The following is a 16,826-nucleotide window of genomic DNA, read 5'->3' as shown; positions in this document are numbered from 1 at the left end:
AAGGGGAGGCCAGAGTAAAGGGAAGCTACGCACAAGTCCAATTTTCAGTTTTTTAGCGACCTGATTATTCGGTTTGTAGAGTACTGATAAGCAGTTGCTGAGCATTGCGGTAACTCGATTCGAGTGATTGAAGTCCACTATGAAAAAGCGAAGAAGTCGTTGAACAAAGCGCCGCAACATATTACTTGATTACAGTACCCCTACAGCGCTGCATTTAGATACCCAAGCTGAAGCTGAAATATTTCCATTGGAGGTCGAGTATTTTTCCGACTTACCTAAAGCTGCCATATCCACCACTGGTGGGTGATGCTCGCAGCTATGCAGAACAACTTGCCAGGGCTGATGTGGCATTCAGTTTTCAGCTGGTTCGGGGGATGGTGCATGGGCGGCTCAGATCAGTATTCCGTACCGAGAAGGGCGGTGTAGTTCTACTACGGCATCTGTAGTCAGGTGCAACGGCTGTTGCGAGACTGAGATTCACGCGTGTAAATTACCTAGCGCAGTCAGTGACTGGTCAATGAGTGCCTTACGGTTACTCTGACGAGGGTATACGGCATAAATTGGACGTTTGAACTGTGGCGCATCGGCGACCTGAAACAGTGTGCTGTTATCCAGTTCCTGATGTACCGTACGTTCAGGAAGGTAGGCGGTACCACCATTGAGTAATAGCCAGTCTAAGCCCAGTTCACCATGACCTGAGGAGAGTTTGCGTTGTTGCAGTTGTGGTAATCGCTCCGAGTGAGCTGCGCTATAACCCCAGCCCCAATCCAGATAGAGATAGTCATTGGCGTCGACTTGTCCGATGTTAAGGCCCGCAGTTGTTGAAACCATCAGGAGCCTATCCTCCATTACGGGCTTGATAGTTAGCCCGGAAGTCGCATCAGTAATAAAGATCAGACCGATATCGACGTTACCGATCGCCACTTCATTAATCATTTCCTGAGAATAGTGAGCAGCCATATGGATGTTCAGCGACCTGTCTGCTTGCCACATATAACTGGTCCAGCGCAGCAGAATATCGTGAGCCAGTGCCGGGTGACTGCCAAGGCGCAGGGTTTGTATCTCCTCACTGTTATGCTGCATTTCCTGACGGGCCTGTTCCCAGCGCTGTTGCAGGGCTGCAGCGTGTGGGTAAAAAGACTGTCCATACTTTGTTAATACCATGCCGCTGTTACTGCCAGAAAAGAGAGGTTTTCCCAGCTGATTTTCTAATTGTCGGATTCTAGAGCTGACAGCAGATTTGGTTAGGCAGAGTAAATCTGCGCATAAACTCAGGCGTTTTACCTCTGCGAGTGAGAGAAATGTCCGGATTAGCTGCATTTCCATGGGGTATCTCCAATAAATAATCTTGAAGTTTTAGTGTACAAAATTTTTGAACGCTATGTGCTGAAAGTTGTGATACCTGTACTCAGGTGAAGTGCATATACTGCTAGATATAAGAATAAAGTTCTGACAAGTGAGGTAATTATGATCAGCAAAAGTAAGCGGCCTTTAGCAGGTTATCGAGTGGTAGATTTTGGCCAATATATTGCGGGTCCAGCGGTGGCGATGATGTTAGCTGATCAGGGGGCTGATGTCGTGCATATCGATCCGCCGGGTGGTGCCCGTTGGGATAATCCTGCAGAAGCAATCCTTAACCGAGGCAAGCGGTGTGTCACGCTGGATCTTAAAACTGAGGAGGGAGTGCAGCAGGCAATTCAACTGATACGTCAGGCTGATGTAGTGGTCGAAAACTTTCGGCCGGGAGTGATGAATCGGCTTGGCTTGGGTGCTGTCGCGATGCAGGTGATCAATCCGGCGCTGGTTTACCTCTCACTGCCAGGTTTTTCTGCCAAGGATGAGTCTCAATCTGCAATTCCGGCCTGGGAAGGTGTTATAGCAGCTGCGGTAGGGCAGTTCACGGATATGGGGTTGAATCGTATTTTGATGGGGATTAATCCCTCGTTTTCACCGTTGCCGCTGGCATCAGCATATGCTTCGGTGCTGGGGGCGACATCGGTTAACCTAGCGCTGTTTGCACGCGAGAAAAGCGGTCGTGGTGAGGTGATTGAAGTACCCATATCCGCAGCTCTGATGGAAGGTCTGGCTTATAACTCTATGTATGTAGATGAGTTGCCCGATCGCTATAAGTCCCCTCGGGAGCTGGAGATACAGCGTCGTCGCCGGGCAGGAGAGCCGCTCAACCTTAACTATGAAGACTTACAGGAGTTTCTCGATCCGTTTTATCGGACCTATGAGTGTAAGGATGGTCGTCCTTTCTATACCGTCTGCTCTTCTCATACACGACATCCTATCGATTGCCTGAAGGTGCTGGGTATCTGGGATGAGATAGATGCGGCAGGGATTCCAACTCACAGTGCCTATCAGGATCTTAAAGATTGGCCGGAGGATGCTGATTGCACCATTGTTTCATACCCCCTATCCCGTGATTGGGCCGACTATGTTTCTACCAAAATGAAGGTTGCTTTTAAAACCCGTACCGCTTACGAATGGGAGACGTTGTTCGGAGAGGCTGGTGTACCTGGCAGTGCTCACCGCGTTACAAGGGAGTGGATCCATTCCGAACACGCGCTGGCATCCGGTTTGATGCTTACGGTGGATGAGCCTAAATATGGGCCAATGCTTCAATTCGGCAATACCTGTTGGTTGCAGGGAGACACTTCCGTGATGGATAAACAGTGCGCTCAGCCGACCAGCGTTGAACAGGTGTTACAGGGGTGGGCAGAAGATACCCGAGAAGTAATATCGGTAGCTGCAGAAGCAGAGCCTGAGGGTTGGTTAGACGGTATCCGAATTCTTGATCTGACTAATGTAATAGCCGGACCGACGATTGCCGCTACTCTGGCACGTTTTGGCGCTGAAGTGATCAGTATCGACCCCCCAATACCGACGCTGGATCCATGGAACACCATTGTCTTTGGAATGCAGGCGAATCAGGGTAAAACCAGTGCGCTACTTGACCTGAAGAGTGGCTCTGGGCGTGAAGTGCTGCTGCGGCTATTGCCGGATATTGATGTGATCACTATCAATGCTAACGATGGCCAGCTTCAGCGGCTAGGTCTGAGTTATGAAGAGCTCAGAGAAATTAATCCGGAGATTATTCTATGTCAGTTTGATGCTTACAGTGGTCCGAAAGCGGGACCTCGAAGCGATTACTCCGGTTATGACGATCTGGCTCAGGCGACTACCGGTATTATGTCGCGTTTTGGTGGGGGTATTGATACTCCAGAGGAGCATGCACACTTCGGTACTATTGACGTTTTAGGCGGGTATTGCGCTGCACAGGCGGTTGCGGTGGCACTGGTTAACCGCGCCAAAGGCAATGGCGGCAGTGTTGCGCGCAGTTCCCTGATCGCAGCCGGTCAGCTGATTCAGGTTCCGTTTATGTATGATTACGTAAACCGTGAACCGTTTAATGAGCCTTCTGGTCGTCAAGTTAAAGGCTCCGATCCACTGTATCGTTGCTATCAGGCGGCTGATGGTTGGTTTTTTCTGGCGCTGAATAAGAAAACTCAGATAGAGGATTTCAAATGTGTGTTGAATCTGCCTGAGCTTGAGATCAGCATGGAATCTGATCGTCATCCACTGCTTGAAGCTCTGTTTATCACGCAATCAAGGCGTTATTGGGAGGAGCTGTTCTGTCCGTTGGATATTAGTTGTCAGCCATTAGTAACGATGAGTCAGCTGCGTGAGCAGAATATAATGGATGAATCTGAAGCTAATCTGGATGGAGCACAGAGTGTCGCCTTTATTCGTTTTGCGGATCATCCCTGTGGTTATCGGTTGGAGCTGATCGCACCTAATTCAGTCCGGCCACTGAGATCGAAAGTCCGGGTGCCTGTTGTTATGCCAAAATACGGCGCGCATACCGTTACCTTACTGCAGCAACTGCAATTCAGCGACAGTGAGATAGAGCAGATGATTGAGGAGGGTGCGGCGGCTATCCAGTGGAGCGACCGCTATATGCCGACTTAGAACCGGAGAGTATAGCTGTGTCTAGGGAAAGTCTGATTAAGTCCCGCCGCATAACATGGCGTACTGGTAATCCTCCCCTTTTTAATAGGTGCTAAAAGTAGAAGTTAAGCGACCATCAGCGGTGGTTTACCACCGCTGGGTGTGGAAAAGGTATTTAATGTCGGATAGCGGTTGTGACGTCGGTGATGGCGAGTCTGAATAACGATATTTTATCGAAGGAAGAGCAGAGCGCTCTACTTGAAAACCTACAAAGAAAGGGGCGTTTTCACGGCTTATTTTTCATGCAAACTCTACACGGGATTTTCTGTAGACATAAAAAAACCGAGGGCTAAGTCAGCACTCGGTTATCTATTTAGTAGTTTTAAATCAATGAGTTAAGTGGTACCAGTGGCCGGACTCGAACCGGCACGCTTTTAAGGGCGGGGGATTTTGAATCTAATTGGTTTACGATAACTACTTAAGTTTCAGTATCTTAGGTGGTATTATTGTGAACTCTACAGGTTTGTCTACATATGATTGGCTAGGGAGTGGCGCCCGCATGGATAAATTGGATTTCATTCAACTCGTTACTCGAATGGATGAAAAACAGTACCAGATATTGCTGTCTCAGTTGGATCTGAGCAAAGTGTTATCTCCTAAGACGGATGCAAATCTAACATCCTCAAAAGATACTGATTGGATTCATGTCAATGAGTACATCTCAGTGTATCGGCAGAAAAGTAGAACAAAATTCTGGTCTGCTAGGATCAAAATCGATGTGGATGGCAAAGTTAAAGAAAAGCGTTTCACTACCAAAAAAGAGCACCTTGAAGACGCTAAAGTGTTCGCTACTGAGCAGCGTTTAAAGTTGATGGGCAAGGTTGAGTCTGGTTACTCACTTGATTTGAATTCTGATCTGACATTCAGAGCCGTCGCTAACAAAACCATTGCAGAGATGCAGGCTGTCATCGATAACCCAACATTAAAAAATACGACATACAAAGACTATATCTCGTTACTGCAAAACCACATTATTGAGTTTTTTGGCGATACCAATATCAAGAATGTCGATTATCCGATGCTTATGGAGTATTTCGAGCAAACGACCGTGCGTTCGAAGTCTCGGATTGTTATGCAAAAGACCTGTATTCGTAAGGTCTTTGCCTACGCAGTGAAAAAACGACTGGTGAGCGCGCTACTGGTCCCTGACATGCCAACCGATATCGTTATTAAAGATCCGGACTATAATGTTCAACCATTCAGTGAGCATGATCTAAAAGTGCTTCGGGATAACTATCCTAGCTTTATTGAAGCCAGCCGGACGAGGCAAACAAGGCACTATCGTGAAGCATTTCAGCACTACTTTAGCTTCCTGTTATCCACCGGTGTGAGACCGGGTGAGGAGCCTAAAGGTATTGCGTTTAAGGACATATCAAAGCATTTAGATAAAGAGAGTGGCAATCACTACTATGTGATTCGATTACACAAAGGCAAAACGCAAACGAGTAAAAATAAGTATCGAGATATTGCGATTGATGCCACTGCGGTTCAGGCAATCGAGCATGTCAGTAAAACGCTGATGGGCTTGAAAACGGCAGAGCGTTTGGATTACTTGATTAAAAATTACCCAGATCGTTTTGTGTTTAAAAGCTATGTTTATGATACTTATCCGGCCTACGAGCGAATTTTCAGTCGACAGCAGTATTTGGATTACGTCAGTGACAAGTTACACCATGACAAGTATGTGACTTACAGTGCTCGACATACCTATATCAATAACCAATTGGCAGCCAATATCACCCACAATGACATCGCTGAACATTGTGGTAACTCGATTCAAGTGATTGAAGCCCACTATCAAAAAGCGAAGCTATTGAACAAAGCACCGCAACATATCGCTGGTAATATTGTTGAGTACAGTACCCCTACAGGCTTACGAGAGGGGCTTGAGAAGCTAGGTTTCCTACAAGCGAACCCGAACTATAAGCTATAAGAAAAAAGCGAAGCTGTTAAACCAAGCGCCGAAATATATCGCTGGTAATATTGCGGACTATAAAACCCCTACAGACTTACGCGAAGGGCTGGAGAAACTAGGCTGCAGACTCTCGCTGGCAATACGATTCGACTATTCTTTCCGATATTAACGTATGAAATACCGTTATTGAATATGCGTAAGGGGGAGTGTTGTTGTTTGAGTCACTTGCCGTAATACAAAACTGGTTTTGATACTGCTAACACCGTTTATTCTGTTTAACTTGTCGAGTAAAAAGCTCTGATAGAACGACATATCAGGCATCACTACTTTGATCAGATAGTCTGCATCACCACCTGTGATTAATGCACACTCAATAACTTCTGGAAACGTGCGGATCTTGTCTTCAAAGGTATTTAGTCGATCAGGTGCTTGCCTGTCTAAGCTGATAAAAATGTAGATACTGATAGGTAAGCCTAAAGCCGCTTGGTCTAGAAGGGTAACATGGTTTTTAATGATGCCGGAATCTTGTAGTTGTTTTACGCGACGGGAGCACGGCGATGGTGATAGACCAATACGCTCGGCGAGTTCTAAGTTGCTGATGCTTCCATCAGCCTGAATCTCTTCGAGAATTCGACGGTCAATACGATCAAGAGGTTTGTTTGGCATGTTTCACTCCTTTTTTGTTTTTTTGGGGCTATAGTCTCTAATTATTCGTTATTATAGGGTTAAAAACGCAAGAGTTCTCCTCGTTTATTTGGTTAAGATGAATTTTGTTTAATTCATTCACTTTCCAAGATAATTGACTGGCAGACGTTCTGTCATGAGGTAACGAACATGCACGATAAGAATAAACTTGCTTTTTCTACTCGCTCTATTCATAGCGGTTACGATGCAATGAGTTGTGAAGGTGCTTTGAATCCACCGATTTACATGACTTCAACGTTTGCTTTTGATAGTACTGCCCAAGGCGGTGCTCGTTTTGCCGGCGAAGAAGGTGGGCATTTCTACAGTCGTATTTCTAATCCAACGCAAGAAATCCTAGAAAAAAGAATGGCAGATCTTGAGGACGGGGAAGCTGCATTAGCTTGTGCCTCTGGTATGGGCGCAATCACGGCAACGCTTTGGACAATCTTATCTCCTGGTGATCGAATTTTGGTGGATAAGACGCTGTATGGATGTACTTTTGCATTTATGGAGCACGGTCTGAAGAAGTTTGGGGTGGATGTTTGTTTTCTTGATTTCACTGATTTGGATGCGGTGAAGTCTGAAATAAATAGTCAAACTAAAGCGATTTATTTTGAAACACCTGTAAACCCTAATATGAGAATTATTGATATTGCCGCAATAAGCTCTCTCGTTAAACAGGTTGATTCTGAAATTAAAGTCATTGTTGATAACACTTACTGTACACCTTATTTACAAAAACCTCTGACGCTTGGTGCTGATTTAGTTGTGCATTCTGCAACTAAATATCTAGGTGGTCACGGTGATTTAATCGCTGGGGTTGTTGTTGGTGATACAGATATGGTTACCAATATTAGACTGTATGGCATTAAAGATATGACGGGTGCTGTTATTGCACCAATGACTGCTTTCTTGATTTTACGGGGTCTTAAAACGTTAGAGCTTCGAATGGAGCGTCATTGTAGCAATGCTCAGAAAGTAGCAGATATGCTTGACCAGCATGAAGCGGTTGAGCGTGTTTATTTCCCCGGTTTAGCCTCAGACCCCTACCATGCACTTGCCACTCAGCAAATGAGTGGTTTTGGGGGAATGATTGCTCTGGAGCTAAAAGGTGGAATGGAAGCGGGTATTCAATTATTGGATGGTTTAAATCTGATCAAGCGGGCGGTCAGTCTTGGCGACGCAGAAACACTTTGTCAGCATCCAGCCAGCATGACTCATTCAGCTTATACGCCAGAAGAGCGAGCTAAACATGGTATTACTGAAGGACTGGTTCGTTTATCGATAGGCCTTGAAGCGGCAGAAGATATTATTGCCGACCTTAATCAAGCGTTAATGTCTTAACGCTTAGTTGACCTGGCTTACAATACCAATACAGCTGTGTTGTAAGCCGATCTTTATCTTAGATTATATGCCCGATTAATTGCGGCTTATTGAATCTGTTGATTTAAGAACTCTTACCGGAGTGTTGTAATGAATATCAGAGAAACTGGTTTTGAGCCTTTGACCGAAGAAGAAAAAGCGCTGGAAAATAAAGAATGGTTAGAAGCACTGGAGTATCTGCTCGGCGAGCAAGGAAAGGATCGTAGCCGTGAAATGTTACGTATGCTGCAAAACCATTTGCTGACAAAAGGGGTTAGTTTGGCTGAGGCAACGCTAAACACTCCTTATCGGAATAGTATCCCGACTCATGAACAACCGCGATATCCAGGTAATATAGAGCTCGAACAGAAGATCGAAAATATCATTCGCTGGAATGCGATGGCGATGGTATTGAGAGCCAATGATAATGGAAGTGGTGTCGGTGGGCATATAACGACCTATCAGTCGGCAGCAACGATGTTAGAGGTAGGTTTTAATCATTATTTTCGTAGCCGTAGTGAAGAATACGGTGGCGATATGCTTATGGTACAAGCACATGCTTCGCCAGGTGTTTATGCAAGGGCCTTCTTAGAAGGTCGATTGACTGAGCAGCAAGTAAATAACTTTCGTCGAGAGCTTGGCGATGGAGGTGGTCTTCCTTCTTACCCCCACCCTCGACGTTTGCCTGATTTTTGGCAGTCCCCGACGGCATCAATGGGGTTGTCCACGCCAACGGCAATATATCAGGCCCGCTTCATGAAGTATCTCGAGAACCGGGGACTTAAAGCTAAGAACGGCGGAAAAGTCTGGTGCTTTATTGGCGACGGTGAGTCTGATGAACCCGAGGTGATGGGAACCATTAATATGGCGACCCGAGACAACCTTGATAATTTAGTTATGGTTGTTAACTGTAATTTGCAACGACTTGATGGCCCTGTACGAGGCAATGGCAAGATTATTCAAGAGCTTGAGCGGAGTTATCGGGGTGCCGGTTGGGATGTTATCAAGGTTATTTGGGGAAGTGAGTGGGATGAACTCTTTTCTCGGGATGTTGACGGTGTACTGCAGGCTCGTATGGATCGTGCTGTTGATGGTGATTACCAGTTTTACACTGTATCTGATGGACAAACTGTTCGTGATCATTGGATCGATGGAGATCCCCGCTTAGAAGAGTTAATGAAAACGCTTAGCGATGAAGAGATTCGTTGTATTCGACGCGGCGGGCATGATCGGAATAAGGTTTTCGCTGCGTTTGATCAGGCGTCAAAAAATACCAATAAGCCTACCGTTATTTTGATGAAAACGGTTAAAGGCGAAGGTATGGGACATTCTGCCGAAGGCCAGAATACTGCTCACCAGAAAAAGCAATTCAGTGCTGAAGAACGTATCGCGATAGGTAAGCGATTCGGCATTCCAATGTCGGAAGAAGCCATGGCTGAGGCGCAACTTTATCTTCCTGAGCCTGAGAGTCCTGAAGCGATATATTTACACGAGAAACGGCATCAACTAAATGGTTACCTTCCTGCTCGTGAAGTGCGAGCGCCTGCTCTGACGACACCTGATTTGAGTTTGTTTAAGGGTGCTGTTGAAGGAACTGACAGAGCGCAATCAACAACTATGGCATTTGTGCGGATGCTGTCCGGTTTATTAAAAGATAAAGATATTGGCCGCTATGTGGTTCCTATTGTTCCGGACGAAGCACGTACTTTCGGTATGGAGTCTCTGTTTAAACAGTTTGGTATTTACTCCAGCGAAGGGCAGAAATACAAACCCGTAGATGCATCATCATTGCTGCCATATAAAGAGGCTAAAGATGGTCAATTACTTCAAGAGGGTATCTGTGAAACAGGAGCGATGGCATCTTTTCTCGCAGCAGGAACTGCCTATGCAAACTTTGGAGTACCCACGATTCCTTTTTATGTTTTTTATTCTATGTTTGGCTTTCAGCGTGTTGGCGACATGGTTTGGAGTTGCTCGGACAGCATGGCACGGGGCTTTTTGTTAGGAGCAACTGCCGGACGTACCACCTTGAATGGTGAAGGTCTTCAGCATCAAGATGGGCATTCTCATGTGACAGCATCCACGGTACCTAATATGAAGAGCTATGACCCTGCTTTTGCATATGAGTTAGCCGTTATTGTGCGAGAGGGTATTAAGCGGATGTTTGAGCAAGGCGAGAACATTTTTTATTACCTGACGCTGTATAACGAAAATTACCCTATGCCTGCAATGCCAGAGGGGATTGAAGAAAATATTCTTCAAGGTATGTATCGTTTTAAGAAAAATGACGAATCTGGTATGAAAGTTCACTTGCTTGGCAGCGGTAGCCTGATGCAGGAAGTATTAAAGGCTGCGGATATTTTACAAGAGCATGGTTGTAGCGCAGATATCTGGAGTGTCACCAGTTATAACGAATTGGCTCGGGAGGCGATGGAGGTTGAGCGGCAGAATATGCTTAATCCGGAAAACTCTTCTAAAAACTACGTTGAGCAGTTGATGGAAAGTGAACAAGGAGTTTTTGTTGCGGTGAGTGATTATATGAAATCGATGCCGAATAATATTGCTCGCTGGTTCCCTGATTCTTTTACCGCTCTCGGAACGGATGGTTTTGGTCTTAGTGAAGCTAGACCTGAACTGCGTGATCATTTCGAAGTAGATGCGCGTTACATCGCTTGGTCTGCCTTGGTTGGTCTATATAAGAAAGGCTCTATTACTCAGGAAAAACTTGATGAGGTACGTTCCACGTTACGTATACCTACCATGAAGTTGAATCCTGTTTCGCTATAAACCGCACACCTTTCTGATTTAAAAGGCCAATGATGGAGGTTTTATCCGTCTAGATTTATCTGGGCGGAGAAAGCCGAAAGGAGAAAAATAAAATGACGACAGAAACGATTTTGATGCCGGAAGTTGATGGCAGCGGAGAGGTTATTGAATTTTGCATTCAGCCTGGCGAACAGGTTGAAATCGGTGATGCAATGTTAGTGCTGGAATCAGATAAGGCTTCTATGGAGGTTCCGTCGCCTATTTCGGGTATTGTCGATAAGTGGTTGATAGAGCTAGGTGATTCAATTGAAACGGGCACCCCACTTTTAGCCATAAACGCTCAATCGAATCAATTACTGGAGACATCAGACAATAAGGTTAGCATGAGAGAGCCTGACCCTATAGCGCCAGATAATAGTGCCGTGATCATCACCCAAATAATGCTTGATGCTGGTGGTACAGGTGAGGTTGTTGAGGCCTGTGTTGCTATTGGCGACCTAGTTAGTGAGGGAGATATTTTATTTGTTGCTGAGTCGGATAAAGCCTCGATGGAAGTGCCTGCAGAGCATTCTGGAGTCATTACGAAATTGTTAGTCGATGTAGGCAGTACGATTGATAAAGGCACGCCACTGATTGAAATGCAGGTTACTGATAGTGTTGAACCTCCAGAAGTGACAACCGATGTTTTAAAGCCTGTGGAGATGGCTGCACTGAACACGGATGGCAATGGAGAATTAAAACCATCAGAAGTGGATTTTAAGGAACCAGTACAGCAAAGCATAAAGAGTGATGGAAACGTCTTTAATGCAGGGCCTGCAACAAGAAAGGCTGCTCGAGAGTTTGGTATTGATCTGGCGTTGTTGAGCGGCAGTGGCCCACGCGGTCGTATCATGAAGCAAGATGTTATTTCGTTTGCGAAACAAGCGGTTAAAACGTCGATAGAGGTTGGTCAGCAACCAGCGCAGAGCAGTATGACGGGGATTCCTCAGATACCGCTAGCTGATTTCTCTCGTTACGGAGAGATAGAAGAGAAAGGCATGAGTGGTATTGCGAAAGCAACCTCTGCTCATATGACTCGATGTTGGCTGAATATTCCTCATGTAACATTGTTTGATGAAGTGGATATATCGGATCTTGAAGCATTCAGAAGTAATCTGAAACCGGAAAAGCTTGGCTTGTTGCGTAAACCGACGATACTTCCTTTTATTGTCATGATTACGGCTAAAGCCTTAAAGGCGCACCAACAATTTAACGTTTCGATTGATAGCGCGAATAATAAAATCATTCAAAAAGCCTATATCAATATAGGCATTGCCATTGATTCACCTTCAGGGTTAGTGGTGCCTGTTATTCGTAACGCCGATCAAAAAAGTATTGTTGAGTTAGCTAATGAAATCATTGAATTAACATCCTTAGCTCGTGAACGTAAGTTAAAACCTGAGCAGATGCAGGGAGGGAATTTCACCATATCGAGCTTAGGACCAACGGGTGGTACAGGGTTTACCCCGATCGTAAACGGACCAGAGGTCGCTATTCTTGGAATCGCAAGGTCAACAGTCAAACCATCATGGGATGGTTCTAAATTCGAACCAAGCGTTATGCTTCCGTTATGTCTGTCTTTTGATCACCGCGCAATTAATGGCGGAGATGCTGGGCGATTCATGGGGTTTATTCACGAAGCATTAGTCGATATCCGGAATAACCTTCTGTAATTTTCAGGAGTTTTAAGACTTATATTAATGAGTGATTTAATTATGAGCCAAGTACCAAAGACGTGTAATGAATTAACAGTTCAACCTGAAATGTTAAGTGGCGCAGAAATGGTTGTACGTTATTTATCCGATAAAGGGGTTAAATATGTGTACGGTTACCCCGGTGGATCTTTACTACATATTTATGACGCTCTGTTTAAGCAGGAAAAGGTTCAGCACGTCTTGGTGAGACATGAGCAGGCGGCAACGCATATGGCTGATGGTTATGCGCGGGCAACAGGTAAACCTGGCGTTGTTTTAGTGACGTCTGGTCCCGGTAGTACTAATGCTATTACAGGAATAGCGACAGCTTATATGGACTCTATTCCCATGATTGTGCTTGCTGGGCAGGTCATGACTAATCAAATCGGTGAAGATGCCTTTCAAGAAACAGATATGATTGGGGTTACACAACCGATCGTAAAGCACAGTTTGACGGTGAGATCGTCTGAAGAGATCCCCGTCGTGTTGGAAAAGGCCTTTTTCATAGCCTCCTCTGGGCGGCCTGGCCCCGTTGTTGTTGTTATACCAAAAGACATGACGTTGCCAGATGAACGTGCGGAGTACTGTATACCTAACAACCTTTCTATGCGTTCGTATAAGCCAAAAACCGAAGGGCATCTGGGACAGATTAAAAAAGCGGTGGACTTGTTAAGGCAGTCTACTAGGCCTGTTATTTTAACGGGTGGAGGTGTCATTACCGCAGAAGCTTCAGCTATCCTCACTGAGTTTGCGCGACACCTTGGTCTTCCTGTGGCCAGTACTTTAATGGGGTTGGGGGGCTATCCCGGTCAAGATGAGCAATATTTAGGTATGATTGGTTTACATGGTGGTTATACTGCGAATATGGCTATGCATCATAGTGATCTGATTTTGAATATAGGTTCACGTCTTGATGATCGGATTACGAACGCCACAGATAAGTTTTGCCCAACAGCCCGTATTATTCATGTGGATATAGATCCTGCTTCAATTTCTAAAACGATCAGAGCAGACGTGCCTATTGTGGGTTCGGCTGAATATGTATTAACAGAGATGTTACGTCTTATTCGTAAGAATACGGATAGCGTTAACGGTGAAGAGCTCATACCATGGTGGCAAGAAATAAAAGCATGGCGTGAGCGTCAGCGGACATATGAATATCAAAGTCATAGTGATGAACAGATAAAACCGCAACAAGTGATCGATGCGTTATATCGAGTCACGAAGGGCGATGCTTATATCTGTTCTGATGTTGGGCAACATCAGATGTTTACAGCACAGCATTACTTTTTTGATAAGCCGCGACGGTGGATAAATTCAGGAGGTCTTGGAACGATGGGGTTTGGCTTGCCTGCTGCTATGGGGGTACAGATCAACCTTCCGAATGAAACTGTGGTGTGCGTGACCGGTGATGGAAGTATACAAATGAATATTCAAGAACTGTCTACTTGTTTGGAGTATAACCTGCCGATAAAAATCATCTGTCTTAATAATCAATCATTAGGCATGGTTCGTCAGTTACAGGACCTTAACTATAATGGCAGGCATTCTCAATCATATATGGAGTCCCTACCTAATTTTGTTAAGGTTGTTGAAGCTTATAATCATGTGGGGTTAGAAGTGTCGAAACCTGAGGAGTTAGATCAGGTATTGGAAAAGGCATTCGCGATAGAAGATAAACTTGTTTTCGTTAATATTTATGTCGACCCAGAAGAACATGTTCACCCGACTCAGATCCCTCGAGGTTCAATGCGAGATATGTGGGTATCCAAAACCGTAAGAACTTAATAGCAGATACAAATGTGGTTTTGTTATGAAGGGCTACCCGCACTAAATAGGGGGGGGGGGCTAGATAGCAGAATGAAGAATTGAAGGGCTACTTTAACTGCTGAAGTACTATCAGTTCAGTTGAGAAGAATAAAAATTAGAGGTGGATTGAAATGACTAAGCATGTAACATCAAGCCATTGGGGGGCAGGGATTGCTGACGTTAAAGATGGTAAATTGACAGGCGTCAGTGGTCACCCTGGCGATCCCGATCCGTCACCGATTAATGATAATTTTGTAGATTCCATCTACGGTTCTGCACGCATAAAAAAGCCTGCTGTACGTAAAGGCTACCTTGAAAATGGCCCCCAGCATGGAGGGAATAAACGAGGTGAAGAGCCCTTTATTGAAGTGTCATGGGAGACGGCGTTAGATTTAGCCGCGAAAGCTCTCGACACTACCCGACAAAAATATGGCAACGAGGCCATTTTTGGTGGCTCATATGGATGGGGCAGTGCCGGTCGATTCCATCATGCACAAAGTCAGTTGAAGAGATTTTTAAATTGCTCTGGTGGTTTTGTACGAAGTGAAGGTAACTATAGCTATAACACTGCTTTAGTTTTGTTACCTCATATTGTCGGGGATTTTGAAGGGTTGACTCGAAATGGTACTCGTTGGTCAACGATTGCTAAGGAGGGAGAACTTGTCGTTATGTTTGGAGGGATTCCTCTTAAGAGCGCTCAAGTTTCACCTGGTGGATGTTCGCGTCACCGGTTAAAAGGCGAGTTACTGGCTTGTCATGCAGCGGGTGTAAAGTTTATCGACTTTAATCCATGTAAATCTGATACACCGGCAGAAATTTGTGCTGAGTGGTTAGCTCCTATACCAGGATCAGATACCGCGATTATGCTAGGGCTTGCACATACTTTGCTGATTGAAGATTTACATGATCAGACCTTTCTTGAAAGGTATACGGTTGGATTTGATGAGGTAAAGTCTTACTTACTAGGTAAAAAAGATGGCGTGCCTAAAACCGCGGAATGGGCTAGTTTACAATCAGAAATTCCAGCAGAAAGAATCAGAGAGCTTGCTCGACAAATGGCTCGTTCGCGTACCTTCATTTGTACCGCTGCAGGCTTGCAAAGAGCAGAGCATGGGGAGCAAACCCTATGGGGCACAATCACGCTTGCTTCAATGCTCGGCCAAATTGGTTTGCCCGCAGGTGGATTTGCTATAGCTTATGGCTCTGATGGTGGTATTGGGTTGATGAACCGCCCTTTGAGATGGCCATCTTTTCCGCAGGGTAAAAATAGAGTTAAGACGTTTATCCCGGTGGCATGTATTTCAGATATGTTGTTGCACCCTGGAGAGGATTATAAATACAACGGTAAGGATCTCTCTTACCCCGATATCCGTATGATATGGTGGGCTGGTGGGAATCCTTTCCATCATCATCAAGACATTAACCGATTGATAAAGGCCTTTCAAAAGCCTGAAACAGTTATTGTAAACGAAATCAACTGGACGGCTACCGCACGGTTTGCTGATATTGTATTCCCAGTAACCACGACGCTCGAGCGCGAAGATATAGGCGGAGGGCAGCGAGATAATAGCCTCATACCCATGCCTAAGGTGATTGATCCTGTTGCGGAGGCACGTGATGAATATGATATATTTACTGAAATCGCTGAACGTCTGAATTTTGATAAGGATTTTACGTTAGATAAAACGTCACGACAGTGGCTGGAAGGAATGTGGCAAGATCTTTGTGTCATGTCCTCTGGTGTGGGTATCACGTTGCCGAATTTTGAGTCGTTTTTAACCGGTGATATTATTGAATTTGAAGATCCAAACCCTGAAACTGTTTTGCTATCTGAGTTCCGCCGTGACCCAGAACAAAATCCACTAACAACGCCAAGTGGAAAAATTGAACTTTATAGTGATCGGATAGCGTCATTTGGATATTCGGATTGTCCTGGTCAATTTACTTGGCTTCCCCCTACTGAATGGCTTAATTCTGAACAAGCTCGTTCTTTTCCGTTACATATGATTTCTGGTCAGCCAAAGACTCGGCTCCATAGTCAGCTTGATGCTGGGAAATATAGCCAAAGTTCTAAGGTGAAGGGGCGTGAACCGGTAATGATTCATCCTAAAGACGCCAATGCGCGTAATATTAAGGATGGTGATGTCGTAAGGGTGTTTAACGATAGAGGGGCTTGCCTTGCAGGGGCGGTCGTTACTGAAGATATCAGAGAGCGAACAATCTATTTGTGCACGGGGGCGTGGTATGACCCGGCAACTCCTGGAGAGACTAAGAGCCTTGATAAGCATGGGAATCCTAATATGCTTACGCATGACAAAAGGACGTCGAAACTTTCGCAAGGTACTGCAGCACATAGTGCGTTAGTTGAGCTAGAAAAATTTGAAGGTGAACTACCAGAAATAACAGTCTATGACCCTCCACTGAGTAACGATTAGTAGAGTCCTATGAAAGGTAAATGCTTGAGTACAAAACTGTGTCGAATGACACAGTTTTTTTTGCTTGTAAAATGAGAATATTTTTTATTTATATACAGAGGCGGGGAC

9 protein-coding genes are annotated in these 16,826 nt (G+C 45.1%); 7 read left to right on the top strand and 2 right to left on the bottom strand.

All coding sequences use genetic code 11. The features are described from left to right. Positions 1-477 precede the first annotated feature (477 nt). Positions 478-1,326, bottom strand: a complete 849-nt coding sequence (locus EH243_RS06390) for a LysR family transcriptional regulator (protein WP_126157807.1) — start codon at positions 1,324-1,326, stop codon at positions 478-480. A 141-nt stretch (positions 1,327-1,467) separates the two neighbouring features. Here EH243_RS06390 and EH243_RS06385 point away from each other — a divergent pair, with 141 nt between their 5' ends. Both EH243_RS06385 and EH243_RS06380 read left to right on the top strand, forming a co-directional pair. Next, entirely contained in the window at positions 1,468-3,975 is a 2,508-nt protein-coding gene (locus EH243_RS06385; protein ID WP_126157806.1) for a CoA transferase, read from the top strand. A gap of 538 nt (positions 3,976-4,513) precedes the next feature. Further along, positions 4,514-5,947 carry a site-specific integrase gene (locus tag EH243_RS06380; RefSeq protein ID WP_126157805.1) on the top strand — a complete coding sequence of 478 codons (1,434 nt, stop codon included), beginning with the start codon at positions 4,514-4,516 and terminating at the stop codon, positions 5,945-5,947. A 165-nt stretch (positions 5,948-6,112) separates the two neighbouring features. Here EH243_RS06380 and EH243_RS06375 read toward each other — a convergent pair whose 3' ends face one another. Then, entirely contained in the window at positions 6,113-6,595 is a 483-nt protein-coding gene (locus EH243_RS06375) for an Lrp/AsnC family transcriptional regulator (protein ID WP_126157804.1), read from the bottom strand. Positions 6,596-6,763: 168 nt separating this feature from the next. Between EH243_RS06375 and megL the strand changes: the two genes are divergently transcribed. The 5 genes from megL (at position 6,764) to EH243_RS06350 (ending at position 16,718) form a co-directional block, all read left to right on the top strand. Beyond that, positions 6,764-7,957, top strand: coding sequence for a methionine gamma-lyase (gene megL, locus EH243_RS06370; RefSeq protein ID WP_126157803.1), 1,194 nt, complete (start codon positions 6,764-6,766; stop codon positions 7,955-7,957). A gap of 129 nt (positions 7,958-8,086) precedes the next feature. Beyond that, positions 8,087-10,762, top strand: a complete 2,676-nt coding sequence (gene aceE, locus EH243_RS06365) for a pyruvate dehydrogenase (acetyl-transferring), homodimeric type (protein ID WP_126157802.1) — start codon at positions 8,087-8,089, stop codon at positions 10,760-10,762. Positions 10,763-10,854: 92 nt separating this feature from the next. Then, positions 10,855-12,453, top strand: a complete 1,599-nt coding sequence (locus EH243_RS06360) for a 2-oxo acid dehydrogenase subunit E2 (RefSeq protein ID WP_126157801.1) — start codon at positions 10,855-10,857, stop codon at positions 12,451-12,453. A gap of 90 nt (positions 12,454-12,543) precedes the next feature. After that, positions 12,544-14,262: an acetolactate synthase 3 large subunit gene (locus tag EH243_RS06355; protein WP_126157856.1), complete on the top strand. Its 1,719-nt coding sequence runs from the start codon at positions 12,544-12,546 to the stop codon at positions 14,260-14,262. 152 nt (positions 14,263-14,414) lie between these two features. After that, complete coding sequence (locus EH243_RS06350) at positions 14,415-16,718, top strand: molybdopterin-dependent oxidoreductase (RefSeq protein WP_126157800.1); 2,304 nt, start codon at positions 14,415-14,417, stop codon at positions 16,716-16,718. Positions 16,719-16,826: the final 108 nt, after the last annotated feature.

Origin of the sequence: Amphritea opalescens (assembly GCF_003957515.1) — a bacterium.
Taxonomy (GTDB): Bacteria; Pseudomonadota; Gammaproteobacteria; order Pseudomonadales; family Balneatricaceae; genus Amphritea; species Amphritea opalescens.
Note: the sequence above shows the minus strand (reverse complement) of the source record. Positions and strands in the feature narration are given on the sequence as shown.

Excerpts from the sequence above, each read along its gene's own strand:
- EH243_RS06350 (WP_126157800.1), top strand. The coding sequence starts at position 14,415 with ATGACTAAGCATGTAACATCAAGCCATTGGGGGGCAGGGATTGCTGAC.
- EH243_RS06360 (WP_126157801.1), top strand. The coding sequence starts at position 10,855 with ATGACGACAGAAACGATTTTGATGCCGGAAGTTGATGGCAGCGGAGAG.
- EH243_RS06390 (WP_126157807.1), bottom strand. The coding sequence starts at position 1,326 with ATGGAAATGCAGCTAATCCGGACATTTCTCTCACTCGCAGAGGTAAAA.
- megL (WP_126157803.1), top strand. The coding sequence starts at position 6,764 with ATGCACGATAAGAATAAACTTGCTTTTTCTACTCGCTCTATTCATAGC.
- aceE (WP_126157802.1), top strand. The coding sequence starts at position 8,087 with ATGAATATCAGAGAAACTGGTTTTGAGCCTTTGACCGAAGAAGAAAAA.
- EH243_RS06355 (WP_126157856.1), top strand. The coding sequence starts at position 12,544 with ATGTTAAGTGGCGCAGAAATGGTTGTACGTTATTTATCCGATAAAGGG.
- EH243_RS06380 (WP_126157805.1), top strand. The coding sequence starts at position 4,514 with ATGGATAAATTGGATTTCATTCAACTCGTTACTCGAATGGATGAAAAA.
- EH243_RS06375 (WP_126157804.1), bottom strand. The coding sequence starts at position 6,595 with ATGCCAAACAAACCTCTTGATCGTATTGACCGTCGAATTCTCGAAGAG.
- EH243_RS06385 (WP_126157806.1), top strand. The coding sequence starts at position 1,468 with ATGATCAGCAAAAGTAAGCGGCCTTTAGCAGGTTATCGAGTGGTAGAT.